Source organism: Streptomyces sp. MI02-7b (assembly GCF_033793585.1).
Classification (GTDB): domain Bacteria; phylum Actinomycetota; class Actinomycetes; order Streptomycetales; family Streptomycetaceae; genus Actinacidiphila.
In genome coordinates, this window is sequence record NZ_JARAWX010000012.1 from 79,292 (window position 1) to 104,711 (window position 25,420).

Below are 25,420 nucleotides of genomic sequence, written 5' to 3' on the forward strand. Positions count from 1 at the left end.
GTAGGTGACGGCATCTCCGGTGGCCGGGATTCGGCCGTTCGGCGGACCGGCGGACCGGGTGGCGCCCCGCCGGGCTCAGCCCACGCACTCCTTCTTGTCGGCCCGCGCCGTCTGGATGTCGGCCGGCGGCTTGTCCGGGTCGGCGAACGCGACGCCCGCGCCCCGGTAGTCGGCACCGAGGGTGAGCGTCATGTCGGCGCCGGGGCCCGCGGCGTCAGTGCCGGGACGCAGTGCCGAGGCGGGCAGCCCCATCATCGCGGCCAGGGCCCGCGCCTGGTCGGCCTGGTCGGGGCCGTAGGTCAGGGACGTCCGCTGCTGCTTCGCGCCGGGCGCGTTGCCGCCGTTGCCCGCGTGGCCGACGCCCTTGGTGCCCTGCAGCCACTCCTGGGTCGTCCGCGCCGCGCCCTGCGGGCCGCCCCCGTTGTAGACGGCGACCCTGACCTGCGACGGGTCCGCCTTCGGGCCGCGGAGCCTGGCGTCGGCGGCCGCGGGCTTCTTCTTGGGGGACCCGGTCAGGGAGACGTCGTTCTTGATGGCCCTGAAGAGCTGAGGCGCCCGGGTCTCGTCGACCACGACCGTCGCGTGGTACTTGATCTCGGCGGGATTGTCCTTGACCGGCAGTGTCGTGAAGGTGATGTTCTTCGGGTCGACCTTGCTCAGGTCCTTCGCGAGGCCGGTGAGCTTCGCGACGCTGCCGATGCCGGTGTCCACGGTGAGCGCGCTGGTGGCGGCGTTGGCCAGCTTGAACAGCTTGCCCGGGTCGGAGAGCGTGTCGCCGGACTTCATCTCGCGGATCATCGAGCCCAGGAACTGCTGCTGGAGGTGGATGCGGTCCAGGTCGCTGCCGTTCGTCAGCGAATGGCGGGTCCTGACGAACTGCAGGGCCTGTTCGCCCGCCACCCTGTGCGGTCCCTCGGTCAGCTTCAGATGGGAGCCCTGCCCCTTGGGGTCGGTGTCGTCGATGGCGTGGGTGAGGCAGATCGGGACCCCGCCGACGGCCGTGGACAGGGTCTTCACGGCCTCGAAATCGACCATCATGAAGTGGTCGATCGACAGGCCGGTGATCTGCGTGACGGTCCGCATCGTGCAGCCCGGGTCGCGGCCCGCCTGACCCAGGCTCTCGTTGAAGCGCGGGCTGAAGTCGGCCCTGGCGGTGGCGGGGATCGTCTTGGTGGAGCCGTCCTTCTGCTTGGTGGGGCAGGCCGGGATGCCGACGATCATGTCGCGCGGGATGCTCATGACGGTCGCGTTCGACCGGTCCTTCGCCACGTGCACCAGGAGGGTGGTGTCGGCGTGGCCGATGTTGTCGGAGTCCCCGTACTTCCCGCTGAGGCCCACCCGGCTGTCGGTCCCGATGACCAGGATGTTGACCGCGTCATGGCTGGTGGCGTGCTTGTTGCCCGCCGTGCCGACGTCCACGGTGCTGATGTTGCCGTCGAAGTGCCGGTACAGGAAGTACGCGCCGGCGCTGCCCGCGAGCAGGACGAACCCGAGGGTGCCCGCGGTCCACATCAGGACCTTGCCCTTCGTGGAGCGCTTGGCCTTGCGCGACGGCTTCACCGCACCGCGGCGACCGCCCTCCCGGGACGGGGCGGGGGCCTGGACGGAGCGCTGTTCCCCGCGGCGCGCCCTGCGGCCGCCCTGCGGGGGCACCGTGGCGGCCGGGGCGTCCCCGGGATCCAGCCGCAGCCGGTACGTGCCGGTCTCCGGGTCGAGGACCCACTGGTCCGCGGGGTCGATGTACCGGCCGTCCTGGGCGTCCACGGTCGTCGGGCCCTCCGTCCGCGCCTGCGGCACGGCCCCTGGCGCTCGAGTGTGGTTTGTCCTGTCCCGGACACCCCTGCCGTCCCAGGGACATCCGTTCAGACATCCGAGTACCGCGCATGGTTGTGCTCGAAGTCGGTCAACTTCTCACCCCTGGCGCACATTTGCCGAACAAGGGGGGCACGGGACCGATCGCCGGCGGCTACGGTCGCGGGCATGGCCGGACACGATGCCCTCAGCACCACCCGCGACGCCTACGACGCGGTTGCCACCACCTACGCGCAGCTGTTCCGCGACGAGCTGCGCGGCAGACCCCTGGACCGCGCCGTCCTGAGCGCCTTCGCCGAAGTCGTGAGCGCGAGCGGCAACGACCGGATCGCCGATCTGGGGTGCGGGCCCGGCCATGTCACCGCCCACCTGGCCGAACTGGGCCTGGCACCGTCCGGCGTCGACGCCTCTCCCGCCATGATCGCGCTGGCCCGGGGGGCCCATCCGGGCCTGCGGTTCGACGTGGGGTCGATGGCCGCGCTGGACATCGCCGACGCCGCGCTGGGCGGCGTGCTCTCGCGGTGGTCCATCATCCATACCCCGCCGCGGGAACTCGGCGCCGTCCTGGCCGAGTTCCACCGCGTACTGGCCCCGGGCGGCCACCTCCTGGTCGGCTTCTCGGCCAGCGACGACGAGGCCCACCCGACGCAGGTCTTCGACCACGCCGTCGCACCGGCCTATCGGTGGTGGCCCGATCACCTCGCCGCGCTGCTGCGCGCGTGCGGACTGACCGAGGTGGCCCGGACGGTCCGCGAGCCACAGCCCACCGACCGGCGCCAGTTCCGGGAGATCCACCTGCTCGCCCGCAAGGCCCCGGCGGCGAGCGGCGCCTAGCCGGGCCCCGCGGCGGGAGCCCCCCGTGCGTACGACCCGGACACGGGCGTACCCGCAGCTGTGGGTAGTGTCGGCGCCCGATGCAGCGGCCGGCCTCGGTTGCCGCGGCCGAGTCGACGTACTGGGAAGGACAAGGATGAGCAGAGTCGAATGGGCGGCACGTCCGCCACGTTCCTCTCGCCGACCGGCGCGGAGCCGGGCCGCCGCCGCCGCGGGGAACGGTGCCCTGTGACTCCGGTGGACACTGCTGTCATATCCGCCGGTACCGGCGGGACGGCCTCCGCGGCGGGCCCGCGGCCAGGAGTCGAGGCCAAGCAGGGCCGCGGCGGGCAGCGCCTGCACACGCTGGACGGACTGCGGCTGATCGCCGCGCTGTCGGTCCTGCTCTTCCACTACCTCTCCCGCGGCGCGGACGTCTCGGACGCCTGGGGGCAGCCGAGCCGCGAGGTCCTTCCGGCATGGACCCCGGTCTCGGACTACGGGTGGCTGGGCGTGGAGTTCTTCTTCCTCATCAGCGGGTTCGTGATCTGCATGAGCGCCTGGGGCCGCGGCCTGGGGCAGTTCCTCCGCTCCCGGATCACCCGGCTCTACCCCGCCTACTGGGCGGCCATCGTGCTGATCAGCGCCGCGCTGACGGCCTTCCCCGTAGTGACCGACCGCCCCGGCATCCACCAGATCCTGCTGAACCTCACGATGCTCCATGAGCCGCTGGGCACGCCGGACGTGAGCGGTGTCTTCTGGAGCCTGTGGGTGGAGCTGCGCTTCTACCTGCTCTTCGCCCTGGTCGTCTGGAAGGGCGTCACCTACCGCAGCACCGTCGCCTTCTGCTGCCTGTGGACCGTCGGCACCGTCATCACGCACGCCGCCAACGACAGGCTGCTCAACAACCTGCTCGTACCGCAGTACTCCGCCTACTTCATCGCCGGCATCGGTTTCTACCTGATCCACCGCTTCGGCTCCCACGCGGTGGCGTGGGGAATCGTCGGCGTCTCCTGGCTCATCGCCCAGGAGACGGTGGTCGCCGAGACGCAACGTTTCAGCAAGATGATCCACACCCATCTCTCCGGCGGCGTGGCCTCCGCCGTGGTCACCCTGTGCTTCGCCGTCATGGCCGGGGTCGCCCTCGGCCGGTTCCGCCACGTCAACTGGCGCCGGCTCACCTTCGCGGGCACCTTGACCTATCCGCTGTACCTGGTGCACGAGAGCATCGGCCACCTGGTGATCTACGGACTGCACGACCATCTCGGCCCCGTCGCGACCCTCGCGATTACCACGGCCGCGATGCTGGTGCTCGCCTGGCTGCTCCACGTCCTCGCCGAGAAGCCGCTCGCGCGCCGCCTCAAGCGCACCTTGGACCGCCCCCTCCCGGCCGGTGGCCCCGACCTCCACCCGGCGCGGTGACCACCCGGTACGACGGTGCTCACCGCACCACCGTGCGCCCGTAAGAGCACGGCCCGGGCGCACCCCGGGCCCCCGGCGGGCGTTGGGCTCGGCAGTCGGCTGCCGAGCCCATCGGAATTCCCGCCTCGGCTCCGTACCGCGGTCTTGGCGGAAACCCGGATCCGGGCGGGTGCTTACGCGTGGTCAACCCTTCCCTGAACGTCCGACTGGAAGACGCCGTCTCATATCGAGGCCCCCGAGCGGCGGGCCCGGCAGTCCCCTGCCTGGGGCTCACCTCCAGGCCTTCGCCACGCACAGCCGCCGCACCCTCCGCCACGTCGGGCGGAAATTCTGCGGCCCCACCATGCCAGGGCACGCCGGCCACACGGCCCACCGACGCTTTCCCCGCCGACGCAGACGGAAATGGGACACCCGCGCCTTGAGCCGTTGGCACCGGAGCAAAGACGGCGCACACATTCTATGAACTGGTTGAAGATTTGACTATCTTCTTCATGGACAAGGCGCATCAACGTGCGAGACGCGCATCGCGTTTCACGCGACTTCGCCCGCGCCACTCAGATGCGCTCCGCAGTAGCGCACCGACGTCGGCGAAAGCCCACGCAAGAACAACGCAGAGAAGGCAATGAACCCCAAGAAGATCTTGAGTGCAATCGCTTCCCCCTTCGTCGCAGCCGCTCTGGTCGCCGGTTTCTCCGTCGCCTCCACGGCGCCCGCGTCGGCATCCAGCATCCAGGACGGCTGGGTGCAGCTGTGCCCCTGGGGGAACTACAAGGTCCACCTTGAGTACTCCGACGAGCATGGGGCCACCCGCACTCTGAGCCCGACGCTCAACCCGGGCGCCGCATGCTGGTGGGGTCCGATGCCCACCGGTAGCCACCCCAGCCTCATTTGGATGGTCGGGCACTACAACACCACCGGCGGGACGTTCGATGTGATCGGCCCGGATCGCAAGTACGAGACGTTCTACGACGGTAAGTCGGGTATAGGGTTCGCGGCCGAAGGAACCACCGAGTTGCACGGAGGGGCCTCGCACTACTACAGGTACTGATGCCGTGGGGTCACAGCTCGCCGCCGTGGCGGCGACCCCCGGACACGGCACTGTGTGAAGCAGCGCGAACAACGCTGCGTCGTTCCTGCTGGATACCGGGCACCGGATACCCGCTCGCTCTGCCTATCCGTTGCACGCAGGCAGTCACCGTTCCGGCTGCCCTGACCTGAGTACTGAACACCGCAGTGCTCGAGGGCTCATTGGGCGGCGCATCAGGATGGCCCCGGTCCCGGCACCGTCGTCTCACGTCGGTGCCGGGACCGCTGCGTGCGCGGCGGCAGTGCCCTGCGCACCCGACTGTCGGCAGCGGCCGAGGGCTCTGCGACCGCACGGCTTCGGTGGTGGCCCCGCTCGGCACTGACCGGGCACACCCTCCACCGCGAACAGTAAATGACACAAAAGAGAGTCAAGTGAGAAAATTTCGACCAGTGGCCGCGCTAGTGACCGGCCTGCTGCTCTCCATCTCGCTGCCGGTCCTTGCCTCAGGGACACCGGCAGCAGCCGCGGTCGCAGCCGGACCCGGAGCGGCCGGACCGGAGCTCGGCCACGCCAACCGCACGGGCCCGCCCGCTGGTCTGCCGGACTGGTCGCGCGTGGGTTACCTGGGCGGCCAGGAGCTGCCCGGGGCCGGTGACATGACCGACGATCCCGGCTGCCGCATCACCCCGGAACTCCTCTCCGGCAAGTACGGAGTCATCGCGAACGACGGCATCGATGACACCACTGGATTGCAGAAGGCCATCGACGACATCAAGAGCCAGTGCTCACCGAGCGCCAACTTCCACCGGCTGTCACTGATCGAGTTGCCGGCCGGACGTATCGATGTGTCACGGCAGATGTACGTCGACGCCAGCTTCCTGATCATGCGCGGGAAGGGTTCCGGCGACGGGGGAACCAAGCTCGTGTTCCGTCCCGACGTCAATACCCGCTACGACGCGCTCGTCAACGGCCGCTGGGACCAGGACGGCATGGCGGCCGGCAGCGGCAGCGACATCGGCACGGGCGGCTGGATATGGCCGGGGCGGGGCATGTTCCGGGTGCAGACCCGAGACGTGGCGGATCGCTACAAGGACGACTTCGCCGCGGCCCCGGTCAATCGCAAGGACCTCTTCGAAGGCAGTGTCAACCAGCACTGGGTCTCCGGCATCAAGGTGGCCGCCCGAACCGACGACGCGGGGTTCTCGGCGAGGCAGGGGGACAACATCGTCCAGCTGAACTCGAAGGCCGACATGAAGGCGTTCACCCTGGGCGGCTATGCCTGGGTGGGAGCGGCCAACAGCGTCAAGTTCTACGAACAGCAGGGTGTGACGGACCGGGCCGCGATGGAGAACCTCCACATGCGCCAGCAGATGTTCCGGGTCACCGCTGTCGACAGCACCGCCAAGACCATCAGACTGGACCGCCCCCTGGAGTGGGACCTGCCCGTCGACTCGACCTCGGACGGGTCCGACTCACTGGGCACCACCCCGTATGCCAGCAAGGTCACCCCTCTGAAGGTGGTCGAGGGGGTGGGATTCGAGGACTTCGCCTTCACGCAGGACATGAACGGCCTGCCCAAGCTGGGCGGCGGCACCTACCAGCTCTCTCCCGACCAGGCCGTGCACAACTACGGCAACATGGCGCCCGAGTACGCGATGCACGGCATCGTCTTCAAGTGGGCCGCGAACAGCTGGGCGCGTGGGCTCAAGGCCACCATGACCGGTTCGCATCCGATCGTGACCGAGAACGCCCGCAACCTGCAGATCGAGCGGAACAGCTTCGACGGCGCGTGGAACAAGGGCAAGGGCGGCAACGGCTACCTGCGGGGCAGCCGTGTGTGGGACTCGCTGTGGGCGTACAACCTCAGCCGCAACCTGCGTCACTTCACCTTCCAGTGGTCGGCCAGCGGCAACGTCGCTTTCCGCAACGACCTCGATTCGGATCTGAACCTGCACGGCGGCTGGGAGCACAACAACCTGTTCGAACAGAACACGGTGAGAGTCCCCTATGAGCACCGCTCGGCCAACTGCCAGACGAATTGCGGCGGAGAGGGCGGCGAGATCGACGACGGTACCTGGCACCCGATCTGGTGGGCGGCCGGCCCCAAGGCGGTCAAGTGGTCGGGGTCCTCAGGACCGCAGAACGTCTTCTACAACAACACGCTCATCAAGCAGACCACGCCGGGCGGGCCGTTCGAGCCCTATGCGCCGTACTCGGCCGGCAGTGCCGGTGCCCAGGGCGGCACGGCCTTTGAGTTCGGCTCGGACAACAACGCCCCCCATCGGTTCCGCCCACTGAGTCAGGACGGCCAGCCGATTCCGGACTGGACCGGGCGGGAGACCCTGGACTACAAGGGAAAGGGAGTGGTGAACCTTTCCGTGGGCAATCGGTCGTCGTTGTTCCTGCGCGACACCGGTGGCGGGATCGACCCCCGTCAGAACGAGCGCCGCAAGGTGATCACCTGGAACATGCAGGGCGCCAACACCGCCGGCGCCAACAGCAACAAGTACAGCGTGGACCTCATGCGACTGGCGAACGACAACGACGCCGACATCATCCTCCTCCAGGAGGCCGGCTCGCCGCCGCCGTCCGCCCACCCCCTGAGAACCATCGCCAACGACAGGATCGAGTACTGGGACAGTCTCGGCTACGTCATCCCGGTCCAGGAATACCGAGTCGGCGGGACGTACGCCCGTCCGCAGGGCTACCTGTACTGGCTGCACACCGACACCAACGAAACGAGTCCGCCGGGCCGGGTGAACCTGGCCATTTGGACGCGTGAACGAGTGGACGAGAGCAACGTCCGCGTCATCAGGTCCGGGTTCTTCGACAGCCGACCCGCGCTCGGCGTCAACATCGGCGGAGTCTTCTACTTCACGGTCCACGGGCTCTCGGGCAGCGGCAACGACGATCCCCAACTGCTGGAAAACATCCGGGGGCGGATGACCCAAGCGGGTCCCGGTCAGACGGCGGTGCCGTGGATCGCCCTCGGTGACTACAACCGGGCCCCCTTCGCACCGTCGGACGGCGGAACGGACACTTCACTGCAAACCGCTCTCAACGCGCAGAACCCCAACACGTTCACCGTATGGGCCCCATCGGTTCCCACCCATCCGACGACGCAGGGCGGGCCCCCGCGAACCCTCGACTACGCGGTGACGCCGACCGGACCCAACGCAGGTCCCACGGTCAATGGAATCGCACGGATCGACAACCTGACGACATCGGACCACTACCCCGTCCTCTACGATCTCGTCGACCTGCCGGACCAGCCGCAACCCGGCGACCAGGCAGGAATACCGGTCCCGCCGGTCAATGCCGTGATGCGCAACGCCGGCACCACCAACGTGGCGGGCCCCTCCGGCAGCAGCAACGTGGTCAGCGACCAGCCGATCAATCAGGCGAACGTACCGATGCAGACCTTCAGCCTCTCTCCCGTGCCCGAGTTCCCCGGCTACTACCGGCTGATCCACGCCGCGGCGCCACTCGCCGGCCGTTACCTGGGGCAGGAAGGCGGTGCCCGCGACGCGCGCGTGGTGCTGTGGCCGACTGAAGCCGCCGATCAACTCTGGGCACCGGTCTATCAGGGCGACGGAACCTGGACGCTTCACAGTTACGTCACCGGTCAATTCCTCACCGCTGTCAACCGCGGACAGGCTCTCGCGGGACGGGACTTCGACGGCTCCGCCGGCCAGCGCTGGTTCCTCGAAACGCCGGCCCAGGCCACGGACGTCAACGAGATCGCCCTGCAGGATGCCGGGACGAACTCGTTGGTGCTGAACATCGACGACCTGGAGGAGGGAGACCTGCCGGTGATCCTCACCCCGGACGCCGATGAACCTCAGCAGCGGTTCATCACGATCCCCGCAGGCCGAACCGGCGAGGACGAGTGCTACTACCTTGCCTACGACGGGAAGTACATCAACTCGACATCGGGCCACCCAGAGGAGCCACGCGACGACAGCGCGGTCACGCTGAGCACGTTTCGCGGCAACGACGACGGCTACCTGTGGTGTGCGACGCCGACCGACGGCGGCGTCTTCCTGAGCAATCACACCACGGCCGACGACCGCCTCTACCTCGCGCATGGAGCGGAGTGGGCCCAGTTGACCGTCCGCGCCTTCTCGCCCGGTATCCCGGTAGCACTGTGGTCCCTGCGGTCCGCCACCAAGTGACGACGGGCGGACATGATCCGACGCCCGTCCGAAGGTGAGTGCCGCCGCTGATGCGCGCGGGGACGAAGGAGTCGCGGCACTCGGACCCCACCGAGTGCCGCGACTGCTAGGGAACCGATCGCGGCGCCGCGGAGAGAGGTGGTGCCCGGAACCGGACTCGAACCGGTACGCCCGCAAGGGGCAGCGAGGTTTAAGCTCGCCGTGTCTGCATTCCACCATCCGGGCAGGGCGGCGCGAGAGCGCAGCACGAGCCTATCCGGGAAGGTGGGTGGGAAGAGGCCCCGGATTCGTCATGTTGTCTGATTCTATTGCTCTCTGACGATCCATCAGATCAGGGGCGGCGCAACGAAACCACAGGCCCGGGGCGGTCCCCGGCGCGGACGGTGTCCCCTGCATATGACGCGAAATAGTTCCGCCCCAGAGGCGGCGCCTCGGGGTGGGTGTCATCCCCTGGTATGACCCGGGGGTCCCCGGGTACCTCTCGGGACTGCCCCCGGAACCAGGTCAGGGACGGATTACCGCGGCCGTTACCGCCGGGACGATGGACGGAGTCCGAACTCCCCCAGCGTTTCCGACAGGAGCAGCCTGCCGTGACCACCACCACCGCAACCCCGACTGCCACGGCCACGGCCGCACAGGCCACCGATCTGAGCAAGGTCTACGGCGAGGGCGAGACCCGCGTCGTCGCGCTCGACGCGGTCTCCGTGGAGTTCCGTGCCGGCGAGTACACCGCGATCATGGGGCCGTCCGGCTCCGGCAAGTCCACGCTGATGCACTGCATGGCGGGGCTGGACACGGTCTCCTCCGGGTCGGCGCGGATCGGCGACACCGAACTGTCCGGGCTGAAGGACAAGCAGCTCACCAAGCTGCGCCGGGACAAGATCGGCTTCATCTTCCAGGCGTTCAACCTGCTGCCGACGCTCACCGCCGCCGAGAACATCACCCTGCCGATGGACATCGCGGGCCGCACGCCCGACAAGGAGTGGCTGGACCGGATCGTGGAGACGGTGGGTCTGGCCGGCCGTCTCAAGCACCGCCCCTCGCAGCTGTCCGGCGGCCAGCAGCAGCGGGTCGCGGTGGCCCGGGCACTGGCGAGCAGGCCAGAGATCGTCTTCGCCGACGAGCCCACCGGCAACCTGGACTCCCGCTCCAGCGCCGAGATCCTCGGCTTCCTGCGCAACTCCGTGCGGGAACTGGGCCAGACCGTCGTCATGGTCACCCATGACCCGGTCGCGGCCTCCTACGCCGACCGCGTGGTCTTCCTCGCCGACGGGCGGATCGTCGACGAGCTGCACGGCCCGACCGCCGACACGGTGCTGGAGCGCATGAAGCGCTTCGACGCCAAGGGCCGCACGAGCTGACCGTCCGCCACCACCGAGCCGACCGAGAGACCCCACCTGCCATGTTCCGTACCGCCCTGCGCAACGTCCTGGCGCACAAGGCCAGACTGCTGATGACCGTGCTCGCCGTGATGCTCGGCGTGTCCTTCGTCTCCGGCACCCTCGTGTTCACCGACACCATAGGCAACGCCCTCCGCAAGGCCTCGGCCAGGAGCTACGCCGACGTGTCGGTGGCCGTCACCTACGGCGACCCCGACCACCCGCTCCCCCAGCGGCTGGTGGACGAGATCGGCCGGCTGCCCGGCGCCGGGTCCACCACCGCGACCGTCACCGGCTTCACCGCCGTCGCCGACAAGCAGGGCCGGCTGGTCGGCGACGGCTGGTCCACCCGCGGCGGCAACTACACCGGAGCGGACCGCTATCCGATACGCGAGGGCCGCGCCCCGCGGGACTCCTCCGAGATCGCGCTGGACTCCAGGACCGCCGAGCGGACGGGCTACACCGTCGGCGACACCGTCCGGATGTCCATCGACGGGCCGGTGATGCCGCAGAAGGTCACCGGCGTCTTCACCACCGACGACGGAAACGTCGCCGCGGGCGGCAGCCTGGTGCTCTTCGACACCGCCACCGCCCAGAAGCTCTTCGGCAAACCGGGCACGTACGAGGAGATCGACGTCAAGGCGGCCCCCGGCACGGCGCAGGCAACGCTGAAGGCCGACATCGAGAAGCTGCTGCCGCGCTACGCCAAGGACGCCTCCGCGACCACCGGCCGGAAGCTGGCGGACGACGAGGCGCGGCAGATCGCCTCCGACCTCAGCAGCTTCAACACCACGCTGCTCAGCTTCGCCGGGATCGCGCTCTTCGTCGGCATCTTCATCATCGCCAACACCTTCACGATGCTGGTCGCGCAGCGCACCAAGGAGCTGGCGCTGCTGCGCGCGGTCGGCGCGAGCCGCCGGCAGGTCACGCGGTCGGTACTGGCCGAGGCCCTCGTCGTGGGCGTGGTGGCCGGCGTGACCGGGTTCCTGCTGGGCATCGGCATCGCGGCCGTCATGCGGGCGGTGCTCGGCTCGGCCGGGGCGGAACTGCCCGACGGCGCGCTGGCCGTGCAGCCGGGCACGGCGGGAGCGGCGCTCGCGGTCGGCGTGGGCGTCACCATGCTCGCCGCGTGGCTGCCGGCCCGCCGCGCCGCCAAGATCCCGCCGGTCGCGGCGATGAGCAGTGTGCACGCCCCGTCCACGGTCAAGGGCCTGCTCCTGCGCAACACCCTCGGGGCGCTGCTCTCGGCGGCCGGCGTCGTCCTGGTGCTGGCCGGCTCGGGCATGAAGGACAACGGCAACATGGTGCTGGGCGGCGGCGCCGGACTGCTGCTGATCGGCGTCTTCGTCCTCACCCCGCTGCTGTCCCGGCCGGTGGTCGCCGCGGCGGGGCCGCTGCTGCGTCCCTTCGGCATCACGGGCAAGCTCGCCCGGCAGAACTCGGTGCGCAACCCGCGGCGGACCGCCGCGACCGCGTCGGCGCTGATGATCGGGCTCACCCTGATCACCGCCCTCACGGTGGTGGCCATTTCCGTCAAGACCACCGTGGACGAACTGGCGGCCGCCCACCTGAAGTCCGACTACCAGGTCACCATGGCCACCGGCCGGAACCTCTCCCCCGAGGTGGCCGAGCGGGTCGCGGGCCTCGACGCGGTCACCGTCTCCAGTGCGGTGCGGGACGCGCACACCGAGCTCGGCGGCGAGGACGAGTGGATCACCGGCGTCGACGCGCCCCAGATCGCGCGGCTGCTGGCGCTGGACTTCACCCGGGGCTCCGTGGCGGCGGTGCACGGCTCCTCGATGGTCGTGGACTCCGACACGATGAAGCGGCGCGGCTGGCACCCCGGGCAGACCCTGCCGGTGCGCTACGACGACGGCACCAAGGGGCGGCTGACGATCGGCGGCGTCTACCAGGGCGGCGACCTCATCAACGGCGTGATCATGGACAACGCCACGGTCACCCCGCACACCCCGAAGGCCGGGGACATGCGGGTGCTGGTGAAGATGGCCGGCGGCGCCGACGAGGCCAACCGCGACGCCCTGGTGAAGGCGCTCGGCGAGAACCCGGTCATCAAGGTGCAGGACAAGGCGGACATCTCCCGGGAGCTCAGCTCCACCATCGACCTGATGCTGAACATCCTCTACGGACTGCTCGCGATGGCGGTGCTGGTCGCGGTGCTGGGAGTGATCAACACGCTGGCGATGTCGGTCTTCGAGCGCAAGCACGAGATCGGCATGCTGCGGGCGATCGGCCTGGACCGGACCGCGGTCAAGCGGATGATCCGGCTGGAGTCCCTGCTGATCTCCCTGTTCGGCGCCGTGCTCGGCACGGGCCTGGGGGTGTTCCTGGCCTGGGCCGTCGGCGGGCTGATCAGGCCCAGTCTGCCGAGCTACGCGATCGTCCTGCCCTGGGACCGGATCGCGGTGTTCCTGTCGATCGCCGCAGTGGTGGGCCTGCTGGCCGCGCTGTGGCCGGCCCGGCGGGCGGCCCGGCTGAACATGCTGGAGGCCATCAAGGCCGAATAGCCGGCCGGCGGGCGGCGGCCGGCGGCCGGACGCCGACGCGCCGCGGGGCGGAGGTCCGGTGACCCCCGCCCCGCGGTACGCCGTACCGGTCCTACCCGCCCTGCCCGCCGTACCCGAGCCACTCGGCCCGGGTGCGCGGCATCCCGGAGTCGCCCGACTCCCGGGTGCGGACCGCGACGATCTGGTTGACCCCGATGCGGTTGTGCTCGAAGGCCAGCGCCGAGGCCGCCATGTACAGCCGCCAGACCCGGGCCCGCCCGGCGCCCGCGAGGCGCACGGCCTCGTCCCAGTTCGCCTCCAGGTTGGCGACCCACTCGCGCAGGGTCAGGGCGTAGTGCTCGCGGATCGCCTCCACGTCGCGGACCTCCAGGCCCGCGTCCTCCAGCCGGGCGACGGTCGAGCCGACGGGGGCCAGTTCGCCGTCCGGGAAGACGTACCGGTCGATGAACTCGTCGACGTGGTAGGCGTCCTCGTCGTCCCACGGGCGGCGGCCGATCTGGTGGTTGAGCAGCCGGCCGCCGGGCCGCAGCAGCCCGTGCAGGATGCCCGCGTACTGGAGGTAGCGCTCGCGGCCCACGTGCTCGGCCATGCCGATCGACGAAATCGCGTCGTAGGGGCCGTCGTTGACCGCCCGGTAGTCCTGGACGCGGATCTCGACGCGGTCGGTGAGCCCGGCCTCGGCGACCCGCTTGCGGGCGTACGCCGCCTGCTCGGTCGAGAGCGTGACGCCGGTGGCGTGCACCCCGTACCGCTCGGCGGCGTGCATCACCATCGAGCCCCAGCCGCAGCCGACGTCCAGCAGCCGCTGTCCGGGCTTCAGGTCCAGCTTGCGGCAGATCAGGTCGAGCTTGGCCTCCTGGGCGTCCTCCAGGGTCGCGTCGGGCCCCTCCCAGTAGGCGCAGGAGTAGACCATGGACGGGCCGAGCACGAGCTCGTAGAAGTCGTTGCCGACGTCGTAGTGGTGGCTGATGGCCTGCCGGTCGCGGATCGGGCTGTGCAGCACGCCGCCGCGTCTGCGGACCTCCTCCGGCGGCGGGGGCGGGGGCAGTCCGGGGCCGGCGAGCGAGAGCACCTCGCGGGCGATCAGGGCGGTCCCGGGGTCGCGCAGCCGGGCGAGCAGACGTCGGTAGGCCGGCTCGCCCTCCTCCGGCGGACGGCCCCAGACGACCCCGGCGAGCCGGTGCAGCGCCTCGTACAGGTCGCCGTCCACGTCGAGTTCACCGGCCACCCACGCACGCACCAGGCCCAGTTCGCCGGGCTTGAACAGCATCCGGCGCAGCGCCCTGCGGTGCCTGACGACCAGGGCCGGCGCGTCCGGCGGCCCGGTCTCGCTGCCGTCCCACGCGCGGATGCGCAGCGGGAAGGGAACGCCGAGCGCTTGCTTGGCGAGAGCGGTCAGTCGTCCGGCCGTATCGGCCATGGCGCGTACCTCCGTGCCTCCATGAAGACGGGTCCACTGCGCAGGGAAAACAGATGTGGAGTACAACCACATTCCCGGAAACGTAGTTCTCCCCTACCCATCTCACGTTTGCAGTGTGCACGGCCAGGACACGGGCATGCCGAAGGGCGCCCGCCCCACGGATGGCGGACGCCCTTCGGCTGTAACGGGTGAACGAGCCCTTCGGCCCGGCGGCGGCTAGGCCTTGGCCTTGGCCGGGGACGCCTCGGCCGGGGCCACGGGGGCCGGCAGCGGCTTGGCGGCCTCGTAGAACTCCTCGCGGGGGTTCTCGATGGCGCCGAGCGAGACGACCTCGCGCTTGAGGAAGACCGCCAGCGTCCAGTCCGCGAGGACCCGGATCTTGCGGTTGAACGTCGGCACCGCCATGCCGTGGTACCCACGGTGCATGTACCAGGCCAGGCGGCCCTTGAACTTCAGCTTCATCTTGCCGAAGCGGACCAGGGCGACACCCTTGTGCAGGCCGAGGCCGGCGACGGCGCCCTTGTTGGCGTGCTTGTACTCCTTCTGCGGGAAGCCCCGCATACCGGAGACCACGTTGTCGCCGAGGACCTTGGCCTGGCGCAGCGCGTGCTGGGCGTTGGGCGGGCACCAGGCGCCGGGGCCGGAGGCCAGGTCGGGGACCTGGGCGTTGTCGCCGGCGGACCAGATGTAGTCGGTGCCCTGGACCTGGAGGGTCGGGGCGGTGTCGACGTGGCCGCGCGGGCCCAGCGGCAGGCCGTACTTGGCCAGCACCGGGTTGGGCTTGACGCCGGCGGTCCACACGATGGTGGAGGCGTCGACCTCCAGGCCGTTGGCGAGCACCACGTGCTTGTCGACACAGGACTTCATCGACGTGCCGAGGTAGACCTCGATGCCGCGCTCGCGCAGGTGCTCCAGGCCCCAGGTGCCGAGCTCAGGACCGACCTCGGGGAGGATCTTGTCGGCGGCGTCGACCAGGATGAAGCGCATGTCCTCGCGCTTGACGTTCGCGTAGTACTTGGCCGCGTCGCGGGCCATGTCCTCGACCTCGCCGATGGTCTCGGCACCGGCGAAGCCGCCGCCGACGAAGACGAAGGTGAGGGCCTTGCGGCGGACGTCCTCGTCCGTCGTGGAGGCGGCCTTGTCGAGCTGCTCCAGCACGTGGTTGCGCAGGCCGATGGCCTCCTCGACGCCCTTCATGCCGATGCCGTTCTCGGCCAGGCCGGGGATCGGGAAGGTGCGGGAGACGGCGCCGAGCGCGACGACCAGGTAGTCGAAGGGCAGTTCGTAGGACTCGCCCACGAGCGGCTCGACGACGGCGACCTTGCGGTCCTGGTCGATGGTGGTGACCCGGCCGGTCAGAACCTCCGCCTGGGGCAGTACGCGGCGCAGCGGCACCACGACATGGCGGGGGGAGATGCTGCCGGCCGCGGCCTCCGGCAGGAAGGGCTGGTACGTCATGTACGAACGCGGGTCGACGACCGTGACGGTCGCCTCCGCATAGCGCATCTTCTTGAGGATGCGCCGGGCCGCGTACAGGCCGACGTACCCACCGCCTACTACGAGGATCCTGGGACGCTCCGTGGTGCTCATGCTTCGAGTATTCACCACGTCCCGGGGGGTACCTCGTGAGCCCCTTCACAAGGTTTCCCGGGCCCTCTGCTACACTGCGCCGCTTCGTGATCAGGACCACAGCCGCCGGGGGGAACCCGTTGCCGGCCGCAGGCGTTGAGTACCCGTCCCACCAGCGACGATCGGCATCCGGGGGGCCTCGACAACGCTCCCGCAATATGGACGAAACACGGGCCCGGCAAGGGCTCTTGGGGGTTCCGGGGGCCCTTGCGCGGGGCAGTTGGGCCGTCCGGCGGGAACTTTCATGTGAAGAAATTCACGAACCTTCTGCGGCAGGCGTGTCGGGCCCACCGCGAAGGCCCGCTCACCTGACAAGCGTGCTGCTCAGGCGATGCTCCAGGCGATGCCGTCGAGGATGTCGTGCTCGCTCACCACGACCTCCCGGGCACCCGTCCGCTCCATGATCCGCAGCAGCACGAGCGCCCCCGCACCGATCACGTCGACCCGCCCCGGATGCAGCACCGGGATCGCCGCGCGCTCGGCGTGCGTGGCGGCCAGCAGCCGCTCGGTGACCGCGCGGACCTGCTCCACCGGGATGCGGGCGTGGTGGATCGCCACCGGGTCGTACTCCGCGAGGCCCAGTGCGATCGCGGCGACGGAGGTCACGGAACCGGCGAGCCCGACGAGCGTGCGCGCCTCGCGCAGCGACACGGTGGCCTCCGCCAGGTCCAGCGCGGCGTCGATGTCCCGCGTCATGGCGGCGATCGCCCCGGGGGTCGGGGGGTCGGTCACGACGCCGTCGCGCACCAGGTGCCGTTCCGTCATCCGCACGCAGCCGACGTCGACCGAGCGGGCGGCGGTGACGGCGGTGTCGCCGACGACGAACTCCGTCGAGCCGCCGCCGATGTCGGTGACGAGGAAGGGGCGCGCCAGGTCGGCGCGGCCCACCAGCTCCCGGGTGGCCCCGGTGAAGGAGAACTCGGCCTCCTGGTCACCGCTGATCACCTCGGGCTCGACGCCGAGGATGTCCACCACGCCGCGCACGAAGTCCTCACGGTTGGAGGCGTCGCGGGAGGCGGAGGTGGCCACGAAACGGATCGCGTCGGCGCCCAGTTCGCCGATGACCGCCGCGTACTCGCGGCAGGCCGCGAAGGTGCGCTCCAGCGCCTCGGGGGCCAGCCGGCCGGTGCGGTCCACGCCCTGGCCGAGCCGGACGATGGTCATCCGGCGGTCCAGGTCCTTGATGGCGCCGGTCGCTGGGTCCGCGTCGGCGACCAGCAGGCGGATCGAGTTGGTGCCGCAGTCGACGGCGGCGACACGGGTCACTGGTCGCCCCCCTCGGCGCCGGTGCCGCCGTCGGGGTCGACGCACGGTCCCTTGCGCCACCATTCCGGCAGCAGCGCGATCGCCTCGTCGCCGAGCGGGTTGACCCCGGGGCCGGCCGCGAGGGAGTGGCCGACCAGCACGTGCAGGCACTTGACCCGGTCGGGCATGCCGCCCGCGCTGGGGAAGCCCTGCAGCACCTCGATCGCGTCGCGGCGGGCGATGTAGTCCTCGTGCGCGGCGCGATAGCCGGCGGCGAGTTCCTCGTCCTCGGCCAGCCGTGCGGTCATGTCCTTCATGACCCCCTCGGCCTCCAGGGTGCCGATCGCGGACGCGGCTCGCGGGCAGGTCAGGTAGTACAGCGTCGGGAACGGCGTGCCGTCCTCCAGTCGCGGCGCCGTCTCGACGACGTCCGGGTTGCCGCAGGGGCAGCGGTGCGCGACGGCCCGCAGACCGCGCGGGACGCGGCCCAACTGCGCCCCGATGGCGGCGACATCGCGCTCCGTCGGCGGGGCGTGCTCGGTGGGCGGCGGGGGCGTTTCCATGCCTGGGTGCGTCTCTTTCAGCGGTGTGCGGGGGCGGCGGCGTCGGCGTGGTCGACACCGTCCCACAGGTTGGCGTACCAGGGGCGGCGGGCGGCGTTGTCGCCGTCGCCGCGGTGCGGGCCGGCGGCCTCGTCGCCCCGGGCGGCGGCCCCGGTGGGCCTGACCACCGTATACGCCGTCTCGCCGGGCAGGACGTAGTGGAGCCGGGCCCGGGCCTGCGCCTTGACGTACTCGGGGTCCTGCCAGCGGGCCTTCTCCTCGCGCAGCTCCTCGACCCGTCGGCGGGCCTGGTCGGCCTGCTTGCGCTGGTCGGCGATCTGCGAGCGCTGCGCCACGTACTGGCGCGTGGGGTAGGCGAGGGCGACCACCAGCGCGCACACGACGAGGGCGAGCAGCGCGGCACGCCCGGTCAGCCGGTTGCGGCCGCGGGGCAGCGAGGGCCGCCGCGGGCGGCCGGTGGCGCGGTAGACCCGGGCCTGCGCCTGTGCCCCGAGGGCACGGATGCGCGTCGCGGTGGAGAAGCGATCCGGCACGTGCACCTCCGGTGGGGGGTTCGCGTTCGTCGTTGCCCCGGGGGGACCGGTGGACCGGTGTTCCGGTGACCGTGAACCGCTGCCGCCCGCCGCGGGTGCGGCGGGCGGCAGCAGGGCGTGCGTCAGCCCTTGAAGCGCGGGAACGCCGAGCGGCCGGCGTACACGGCCGCGTCGTCGAGGATCTCCTCGATGCGCAGGAGCTGGTTGTACTTCGCGACGCGCTCGCTGCGGGCGGGGGCGCCGGTCTTGATCTGGCCGCAGTTGGTGGCGACGGCGAGGTCGGCGATGGTGACGTCCTCGGTCTCGCCGGACCGGTGCGACATCATGCACTTGTAGCCGTTGCGCTGCGCCAGCTCGACGGCGTCCAGGGTCTCGGTCAGCGAGCCGATCTGGTTGACCTTGACCAGCAGGGCGTTGGCGGTGCCGTTGTCGATGCCGCGCTGCAGGCGCTCGGGGTTGGTGACGAACAGGTCGTCGCCGACGAGCTGGACCTTGTCACCGAGCTGCTCGGTGATGGTCTTCCAGCCGTCCCAGTCCTCCTCGTTCAGCGGGTCCTCGATGGAGACCAGCGGGTACGCCGCCACCAGCTCGGCGTAGTACGCGGTCATCTCGGCCGCCGAGAGGGACTTGCCCTCGAAGGAGTAGCTGCCGTCCTTGTAGAACTCGGAGGCGGCCACGTCGAGTGCCAGCGCGATGTCCTGGCCCGGCTGGTAGCCGGCCTTCTTGATGGCCTCGACGATCAGGTCGAGGGCGTCGCGGTTGCTGGGCAGGTTGGGGGCGAAGCCGCCCTCGTCGCCGAGGCCGGTGGACAGGCCGCGCTCCTTCAGGACCCCCTTGAGGGTGTGGTACACCTCGGCGCCCCAGCGCAGAGCCTCGGAGAAGGACTCCGCGCCCACGGGCGCGATCATGAACTCCTGGATGTCCACGTTGGAGTCGGCGTGCGAGCCGCCGTTCAGGATGTTCATCATCGGGACCGGCAGCACGTGGGCGTTCGGGCCGCCGAGGTAGCGGAAGAGCGGGAGGTCGGAGGCCTCGGACGCGGCGTGGGCGACGGCCAGCGAGACACCCAGGATGGCGTTCGCGCCGAGGGAGGACTTGTCCGGGGTCGCGTCCAGGTCGAACATCGCCTGGTCGATCAGCCGCTGCTCGGTGGCGTCGTAGCCGACCAGCTCCGGGCCGATCTGCTCGATGACGGCGAGCACGGCCTTCTCCACGCCCTTGCCCAGGTAACGGCTCTTGTCACCGTCACGGAGCTCAAGGGCCTCGAACGCTCCGGTGGACGCTCCGGAGGGCACGGCGGCACGGCCCGTGCTGCCGTCGTCGAGGCCGACCTCGACCTCCACGGTGGGGTTGCCTCGCGAGTCGAGGATTTCCCGGGCTACGACGACGTCGATCGACGGCACGTGAGTCTCCTTCTGATGTCTCTTCGTTTCGGGCATGAGCCTAACCGACCCGAAAAGCCCCGTCCGGGCACGCTCCGGGGAAGTCCGCACCGGACCGGGAACGGAAGGGGGCACCGAGAAGAACGATCGGGGAAGGACGCCCGCCGACCGGCACGGCGCGGCGCACCGCGCGCGGGCCGCGACGGGGCGCGCCCGAGCTGCCGCGCGGGCGCCCGGCAGGGCGCCCGCGGCGGACGGCACCGGGTCAGCGGCGGCCGAGCTCCAGGGTCTCGCCGGCCACGATCTGGTCCGGGTCCTCGCCGATGACGTCCTTGTTGGCCGCGTACAGTCCGCGCCACCCGCCCGGCAGGCCCTGCTCCATGGCGATCCCGCACAGCGAGTCGCCCTCCTGCACCACGTAGCGGTTGCCGCTGGTGGTCTTGGTGGCGGTGCCCTCCGTCGCGCCGCGGTCCGTGCCGCGGTCCGAGCGGTCGTCCGCGCTGCGGGTGGTGCCGCGGGCGATGCTGCCCCAGGCGGCGTCGCCCTCGACGACCTGCGGAGGCGTCGCGGTCCGGCCGCGCGTGCCGCTGCCGGCGTCCGTCGTGCCGCCGGGCGCCTGGGACGTGCTGCCGGCCTCGGGCTTGCGGTGCTTGCCCGGGAGCTTGACGGAGGTGCCGGTGGAGACCTCCGGGTCGGCGGTGGCGGCAGCGTCCGGGACGGCGGTGGAGTCGTCGCCGCTGTCCGAGGACCCGGCGGACGCGTCCGTGCCGGAGTCGGTGCCGGTCCCGGAGTCCGTGCCGGTGCCGTCGGCGGAGCCGCTGGTGGCGCCCTTGTCGTCGTTGTCCGTGCCGGTGCCGGTGCCGGAGTCCGTACCGGTGCCGTTGCCGGTACCGGTGCCCTGGTCGTCGTGGGAGTCGCCGCCGAGGAGGTCCTGCAGCACCTCGCCCAGCCCGGCCTGGTCGGCACAGCCGGACCACGCGTCGGGGCCGAGCACGCCGAGGATCTTCTCCGCGACGGTTATCTGCTCATTGCGGCTGGCGAGGTCGGGGCGCTCGGCGTAGGCCGTGCCGCCGTACTGCCGCCAGGTCTCCTCGGTGATCTGCAGGCCGCCGTAGAACCCGTTGCCCGTGTTGGAGCTCCACAGCCCGCCGCTCTCGCAGGAGGCGACGGCGTTCCAACTGGCGCCGGCGTCCGCGGCGCTCGCGCCGCTCGCCGCGAAGAGGGGGAGCGTGAGGCCCGCCCCGGTCGCCGCGACCGCGACCATGGCGGTCGGGGCCTGACGCGGCTTGCGGTGTCGGCCGTTCCCGGACTTCAGCATGCGCCATCGCCTTTCAGGTTCGAATATCGCGATGGCGCCTGACCGTAGTGGCCTTGGCCCATGCATCACAAGTCGATGTCTCGCGGATCACGTGAAGATCACGCTATGACGCCCAGTCAGTCACGTTCCGGTGTGAAGGAGACGGGCAAGGTCCGCAAACCTCTCATGATGAGCCCACCGCGCCAGCGCAGCTCGGCCGGATCAGCCGCGAGCCGCAGGTCGGGCAGCCGGGTCAGCAGCGTCGCGAGCGCGGACCGCGCCTCCAGCCGGGCCAGTGGCGCACCCAGGCAGTAGTGGATGCCGTGACCGTAGCCGAGGTGCTGGTTGTCCCGGCGGGAAAGGTCCAGGGTGTCCGGCTCGTTGAAGCGCGCGGGGTCGCGGTCTGCGGCCGCCAGCACCACCAGCACGGGGTCCCCGGTCGCGATCTCCTGGCCGCCGACGGTGAGCCGCTCCGTCGCGAACCGCCAGGTCGCCAGCTCCACCGGCCCGTCGTAGCGCAGGAGTTCCTCGACGGCCGTGCCGAGCAGTCCGTCCTCGCCCTGGGCGAGCGCGTCCTGGAGCCGGCGCCGCGGGCCGGGGTTGCGCAGCAGCGTGTACATGCCGTTGCCGATGAGGTTGACGGTGGTCTCGAACCCCGCGAAGAGCAGGATGAACGCCATCGCGGCGGCCTCGTTCTCGGTGAGGTGCTCGCCGTGGTCACTCGCCCTGATCAGACCGGAGATCAGGTCGTCGCCGAGGTCCGCGCGCTTGCGGTGGATCAGCTCCAGCAGATATGCGCGCATTTTCTTCACCGACCGGGCGACCCCGCCGCGCGGGCCGCCGCCGTGCCGGATCATCATCCCGGCCCAGTCCCGGAAGTCGTCCTGGTCCTCGGCGGGGACGCCGAGCAGGTCGCAGATCGCGTAGATGGGCAGCGGGAAGGCGAACTCATGGATGAGATCGGCCTCCCCCTTCGCGGCGAAGCCGTCGATGAGCCGGTCGGTCAGCTCCTGCACCCGCGGGGCGAACTCGGCGACGCGGCGCGGGGTGAAGGCCTTGGAGACCAGCCGGCGCAGCCGGGTGTGGTCCGGCGGGTCGATGTTGAGCAGGTGCGTCATCAGGTCGGCGCTCCGCTCGCCCGGGATGCCCACCTTCCCCTTCGCATGGGCCCGTTCGGAGTGGTGGACGGGGTTCTTGCTGAGCCGTCCGTCGGCCAGCGCCTGCCGCGCGTCCGCGTACCGGGTCACCAGCCACGCGTCCACACCGCTGGGGAGCGTGGTGCGGTGCACCGGTGAGTGCTCGCGCAGCCAGGCGTACGCGGGATAGGGATCGGTGGCGAACTGCCAGGTGAACAGCTCGGGGGGCTCGGGGGTCACGCTGTCATGCACCCCATGACGTTAGCCGCTCGCGGCTGAGCCGGTCGGCCAGCCGGGTCGTCTCCGGCAGCCGGTAGGAGGGGGACAGGGCCAGGACGTGGCGACACGCGGTGTCCAGGTCGATGCCGTGGCCGGTCGACACGTACACCGGCCGCACCCCGCTCCGCGTGCGCAGCACCCGCCCCACCGTCTCGCCCGCGTCGACCAGCGGCACCGACGCCCCGCGCTCCTCGCCGAGCGCCTCCGGGTCGTACGTGCCGGTGAACGGGGTCTTCGCCACGCCCACGGCCGGCAGCCCGGTGACCACCCCCAGGTGGCAGGCCAGGCCGAAGCGGCGCGGGTGGGCGAGCCCCTGACCGTCGCAGAGCAGCAGGTCCGGCGTGACGGTCAGGCCCCGCAGCGCCTCGATCAGCACGGGGAGCTCCCGGAAGGCGAAGAGCCCCGGGACGTACGGGAAACCCGCCCGGGCCGTCGCGGTGGCCCGGTCGACCGGGGCGAGCGTGGCCGCGTCGAGCACGACGACGGCGGCCGCCACGATGTCCTCCGCGGCGCCGTGACCCCCGCCGTACGCGACGTCCAGCCCCGCCACGTACCGCGGCCGCTGCGGGCCGGGCCCGCGGTGGTCGGCCAGCGGCCGGAGCCGGTCCTGCAGGGCCAGGGCCCCGGCCTCGTCGCGCGGCCATGCGTGGGGGACGTCGATGCGCATGGCCGCGAGACTACGGCGGGGTCAGGTCTGTCCGCCCCGCTGGTCCCTGCCGTCGCCGTTGGCGGGGCCCCTACCGCGCTCCGGCCCGGGTGTCCGGTTCCGGCCCGCGGCGTGGGCCTTGGGCACGGGCACGCCCTCCGGCGGGGTGGCGACCCCGTGGGAACCCCAGTTGCCGAAGCCCTTGAGGGAGTGCGGGAGGTGACGGATGCCGTCCTGCGGCCACTCGTCGTAGTCACGCCACTCGGTCAGGCGGTGCCGCTCCCCGTCCTGGTGACCGGGGCCGTGGTCGGCCGGGGTCTCGCGGCCGTACTCCTGCCGCGTGTGCCACGCCCCGCCGCGGGGCTGTGGCCGCTGCTCGGGCGGCGGCTCCTTGGACCGGGCGTACAGGCCGATCGACACGGCGCCTATCAGCAACCCGACGAGGAAGATGCCCACGACCAGCGGGGCGATGCCGACGAGGTAGTCGTGCGGCACGGCCAGCTGGATCTGCTCAAGTGCTCGCATGTCACCCATTTACCCCATTCGCCCCGAGTCATCCCTCCCACCCGCCCTCCCCCAACCTTCGGCCGGGGGTGCCCCCAGCCCGGCGCGGTCAGTCACCCCGGCGCGCGTTTCGTGGGGGCCGGGTGCGGGGCCTCCGGGGCCGGCCATTCTGGACAGCACATTTAGGTGCCTCAGGCACCTGCCGTTGATCACCCCGGGTTGTGCACCCACATATGCTCCACAGTCCAGAACACCCACCCTCCCCCAGCCTCCGGCCGGGGGTGCCCCCAACTCCCCCGCCCCCTCCGTTTCGTATCGCGCCTGATCCCCGGTGGGGGGTAGAAGCGGCACCGTGCCTGGGGCCGCCCGCTGGCGCAGCGCGGTCCGCGGGGGCAAGAGTGAGGCGATCGGGGTCACCCGGACCGCCCCCACACCCCCCACCGGTGCGGTCCGCGGGGCCAGCGCTCGCGCGGCAGGCGGCCGGGGCAGAGGGAGGCGACCCGGGAGGGGATGTGGCTGGGTGCCCCCGCAGGGGGCAAACGGGGCGCACCCCCGGCGTGGCACCGACCCCCGACGCACGCAGCGCAGGGCCCGCACTTACCGCGCCGGGCTGGGGGAGGGCGGGCGGGGAAAAAGCCCACCCGGACCGGAATCAGCGGGTCTCGGCCTCCACAATCGCATCCCGGTAGCGCCGCGCAGCGGCCCGCAGCGCCGACTCCGGATCGATCCCCGCCGCCTGCGCCGCCAGCGCCAACGCCAGCAGCCGCTCCCCCGTGTCCGCCGCGTCCGCGTCCGGAACCGGCACGTCGAGGCCCGCCCGGTCCGCGCGAGCGCCCAGCTTGGCCGCCAGCGCCAGGGCGGGCTGGCCGAGCGGGACGCCCTCCGTGACCGACGTGCGCTGCTTCTCCTGCTCCTTCATCCGCAGCCAGTGCGCCTGGACCTCTTCCGGCGTCTCGGCCGTCTCGTCACCGAAGACGTGCGGGTGTCGGTGGACGAGCTTGTCGACGATCGTCGCGGCGACGTCGTCGATGGAGAACGGCTCCTCCGGGTCGTCCTGTGCGATCCGCGCGTGGAAGACCACCTGGAGCAGCACGTCGCCGAGTTCCTCGCGCAGTGCGTCCCGGTCGCCCTCCTCGGCCGCCTCGACGAGCTCGTAGATCTCCTCGATGCCGTACTTCACCAGTTCCTGGCTGGTCTGCACGCTGCTCCAGGGACACTCACGGCGGATCCGGTCCATCACCTGGACCAGGTCGAGCAGCCGGGCGCCGGGCAGGTCGTAGGAACCGGGCAGCAGCTCCAGGTCGGGCATGCTCACCCGGCCCGAGCCGCCGAGCCGGGCCAGTTCGTCGGTGACGGCGGCGTCGCCCTCGCCGCCGGTGAGGTAGACCACCGTGCGCCCGCCCCCGGTGAGGTCGACCAGGTCGCGGCCGGTGGGCGCGGAGTGCTCCACGGCGACGCCGGCCTCGCGCAGGTAGGGCAGCTGCGGGTGCCCGGGGTCGGGGCAGACGACCCGGTCGGCACCGCGCAGCAGCTCCCACGCCGGCCAGGACAGCAGGCCGGGGGCGACGCGGTGGGTGGTGGTCAGCAGTACCAGGCGGCCCGGGCGGGCGGAGTCATCCAAGTGGTCCACCCG

18 protein-coding genes and 1 tRNA gene are annotated in these 25,420 nt (G+C 71.1%); 6 read left to right on the plus strand and 13 right to left on the minus strand.

Going from position 1 to position 25,420, the window contains the following annotated elements:
- Positions 1 to 75: 75 nt before the first annotated feature.
- The gene (locus PV364_RS20995; RefSeq protein ID WP_319661664.1) at positions 76 to 1,764 is read right to left on the minus strand and encodes an LCP family protein; all 1,689 of its coding nucleotides are present in this window, start codon (positions 1,762 to 1,764) and stop codon (positions 76 to 78) included.
- Between the two features lie 216 nt (positions 1,765 to 1,980).
- On the opposite strand from PV364_RS20995, the gene PV364_RS21000 reads away from it, so the two are divergent.
- From PV364_RS21000 to PV364_RS21015, 4 genes are all read left to right on the plus strand, one after another.
- Positions 1,981 to 2,646 (plus strand): class I SAM-dependent DNA methyltransferase, encoded by a 666-nt coding sequence (locus tag PV364_RS21000; protein WP_319661665.1) that lies wholly within the window; start codon positions 1,981 to 1,983, stop codon positions 2,644 to 2,646.
- A 237-nt stretch (positions 2,647 to 2,883) separates the two neighbouring features.
- A complete protein-coding gene (locus PV364_RS21005) occupies positions 2,884 to 4,047 on the plus strand; it encodes an acyltransferase (RefSeq protein ID WP_319661666.1) in 1,164 nt (387 codons plus the stop codon).
- Positions 4,048 to 4,687: 640 nt separating this feature from the next.
- On the plus strand, positions 4,688 to 5,095 hold the full coding sequence (locus PV364_RS21010) for a hypothetical protein (RefSeq protein WP_319661667.1): 408 nt from the start codon (positions 4,688 to 4,690) through the stop codon (positions 5,093 to 5,095).
- A 251-nt stretch (positions 5,096 to 5,346) separates the two neighbouring features.
- The gene (locus tag PV364_RS21015; RefSeq protein ID WP_319661668.1) at positions 5,347 to 9,249 is read left to right on the plus strand and encodes an endonuclease/exonuclease/phosphatase family protein; all 3,903 of its coding nucleotides are present in this window, start codon (positions 5,347 to 5,349) and stop codon (positions 9,247 to 9,249) included.
- 139 nt (positions 9,250 to 9,388) lie between these two features.
- Here PV364_RS21015 and PV364_RS21020 read toward each other — a convergent pair.
- Positions 9,389 to 9,474: transfer RNA gene (locus tag PV364_RS21020), tRNA-Leu, on the minus strand.
- Positions 9,475 to 9,839: 365 nt separating this feature from the next.
- Between PV364_RS21020 and PV364_RS21025 the strand changes: the two genes are divergently transcribed.
- Complete coding sequence (locus tag PV364_RS21025) at positions 9,840 to 10,610, plus strand: ABC transporter ATP-binding protein (RefSeq protein WP_319661669.1); 771 nt, start codon at positions 9,840 to 9,842, stop codon at positions 10,608 to 10,610.
- 41 nt (positions 10,611 to 10,651) lie between these two features.
- Positions 10,652 to 13,153, plus strand: a complete 2,502-nt coding sequence (locus tag PV364_RS21030) for an ABC transporter permease (protein WP_319661670.1) — start codon at positions 10,652 to 10,654, stop codon at positions 13,151 to 13,153.
- Positions 13,154 to 13,244: 91 nt separating this feature from the next.
- Here PV364_RS21030 and PV364_RS21035 read toward each other — a convergent pair whose 3' ends face one another.
- From PV364_RS21035 to PV364_RS21085, 11 genes are all read right to left on the minus strand, one after another.
- A complete protein-coding gene (locus tag PV364_RS21035; protein WP_319661671.1) occupies positions 13,245 to 14,573 on the minus strand; it encodes a cyclopropane-fatty-acyl-phospholipid synthase family protein in 1,329 nt (442 codons plus the stop codon).
- 216 nt (positions 14,574 to 14,789) lie between these two features.
- Positions 14,790 to 16,163: an NAD(P)/FAD-dependent oxidoreductase gene (locus PV364_RS21040; RefSeq protein WP_319661672.1), complete on the minus strand. Its 1,374-nt coding sequence runs from the start codon at positions 16,161 to 16,163 to the stop codon at positions 14,790 to 14,792.
- Positions 16,164 to 16,526: 363 nt separating this feature from the next.
- The gene (locus tag PV364_RS21045) at positions 16,527 to 17,468 is read right to left on the minus strand and encodes a Ppx/GppA phosphatase family protein (RefSeq protein ID WP_319661673.1); all 942 of its coding nucleotides are present in this window, start codon (positions 17,466 to 17,468) and stop codon (positions 16,527 to 16,529) included.
- A complete protein-coding gene (locus tag PV364_RS21050; RefSeq protein ID WP_319661674.1) occupies positions 17,465 to 18,010 on the minus strand; it encodes a DUF501 domain-containing protein in 546 nt (181 codons plus the stop codon). Before PV364_RS21050 ends, PV364_RS21045 begins: the two co-directional genes overlap by 4 nt.
- A 17-nt stretch (positions 18,011 to 18,027) precedes the next feature.
- Positions 18,028 to 18,543, minus strand: coding sequence for a septum formation initiator family protein (locus PV364_RS21055; RefSeq protein ID WP_319661675.1), 516 nt, complete (start codon positions 18,541 to 18,543; stop codon positions 18,028 to 18,030).
- Between the two features lie 122 nt (positions 18,544 to 18,665).
- Positions 18,666 to 19,946 carry a phosphopyruvate hydratase gene (gene eno, locus PV364_RS21060; RefSeq protein WP_319661676.1) on the minus strand — a complete coding sequence of 427 codons (1,281 nt, stop codon included), beginning with the start codon at positions 19,944 to 19,946 and terminating at the stop codon, positions 18,666 to 18,668.
- A 244-nt stretch (positions 19,947 to 20,190) separates the two neighbouring features.
- On the minus strand, positions 20,191 to 21,243 hold the full coding sequence (locus PV364_RS21065; RefSeq protein WP_319661677.1) for a transglycosylase family protein: 1,053 nt from the start codon (positions 21,241 to 21,243) through the stop codon (positions 20,191 to 20,193).
- A gap of 116 nt (positions 21,244 to 21,359) precedes the next feature.
- Positions 21,360 to 22,610 (minus strand): cytochrome P450, encoded by a 1,251-nt coding sequence (locus PV364_RS21070; protein WP_319661678.1) that lies wholly within the window; start codon positions 22,608 to 22,610, stop codon positions 21,360 to 21,362.
- The gene (locus PV364_RS21075; protein ID WP_319661680.1) at positions 22,603 to 23,304 is read right to left on the minus strand and encodes an endonuclease V; all 702 of its coding nucleotides are present in this window, start codon (positions 23,302 to 23,304) and stop codon (positions 22,603 to 22,605) included. Before PV364_RS21075 ends, PV364_RS21070 begins: the two co-directional genes overlap by 8 nt.
- Positions 23,305 to 23,325: 21 nt before the next feature.
- On the minus strand, positions 23,326 to 23,808 hold the full coding sequence (locus tag PV364_RS21080) for a DUF6479 family protein (RefSeq protein WP_319661682.1): 483 nt from the start codon (positions 23,806 to 23,808) through the stop codon (positions 23,326 to 23,328).
- 631 nt (positions 23,809 to 24,439) lie between these two features.
- On the minus strand, positions 24,440 to 25,417 hold the full coding sequence (locus tag PV364_RS21085; RefSeq protein WP_319661683.1) for a nucleoside triphosphate pyrophosphohydrolase: 978 nt from the start codon (positions 25,415 to 25,417) through the stop codon (positions 24,440 to 24,442).
- Positions 25,418 to 25,420: the final 3 nt, after the last annotated feature.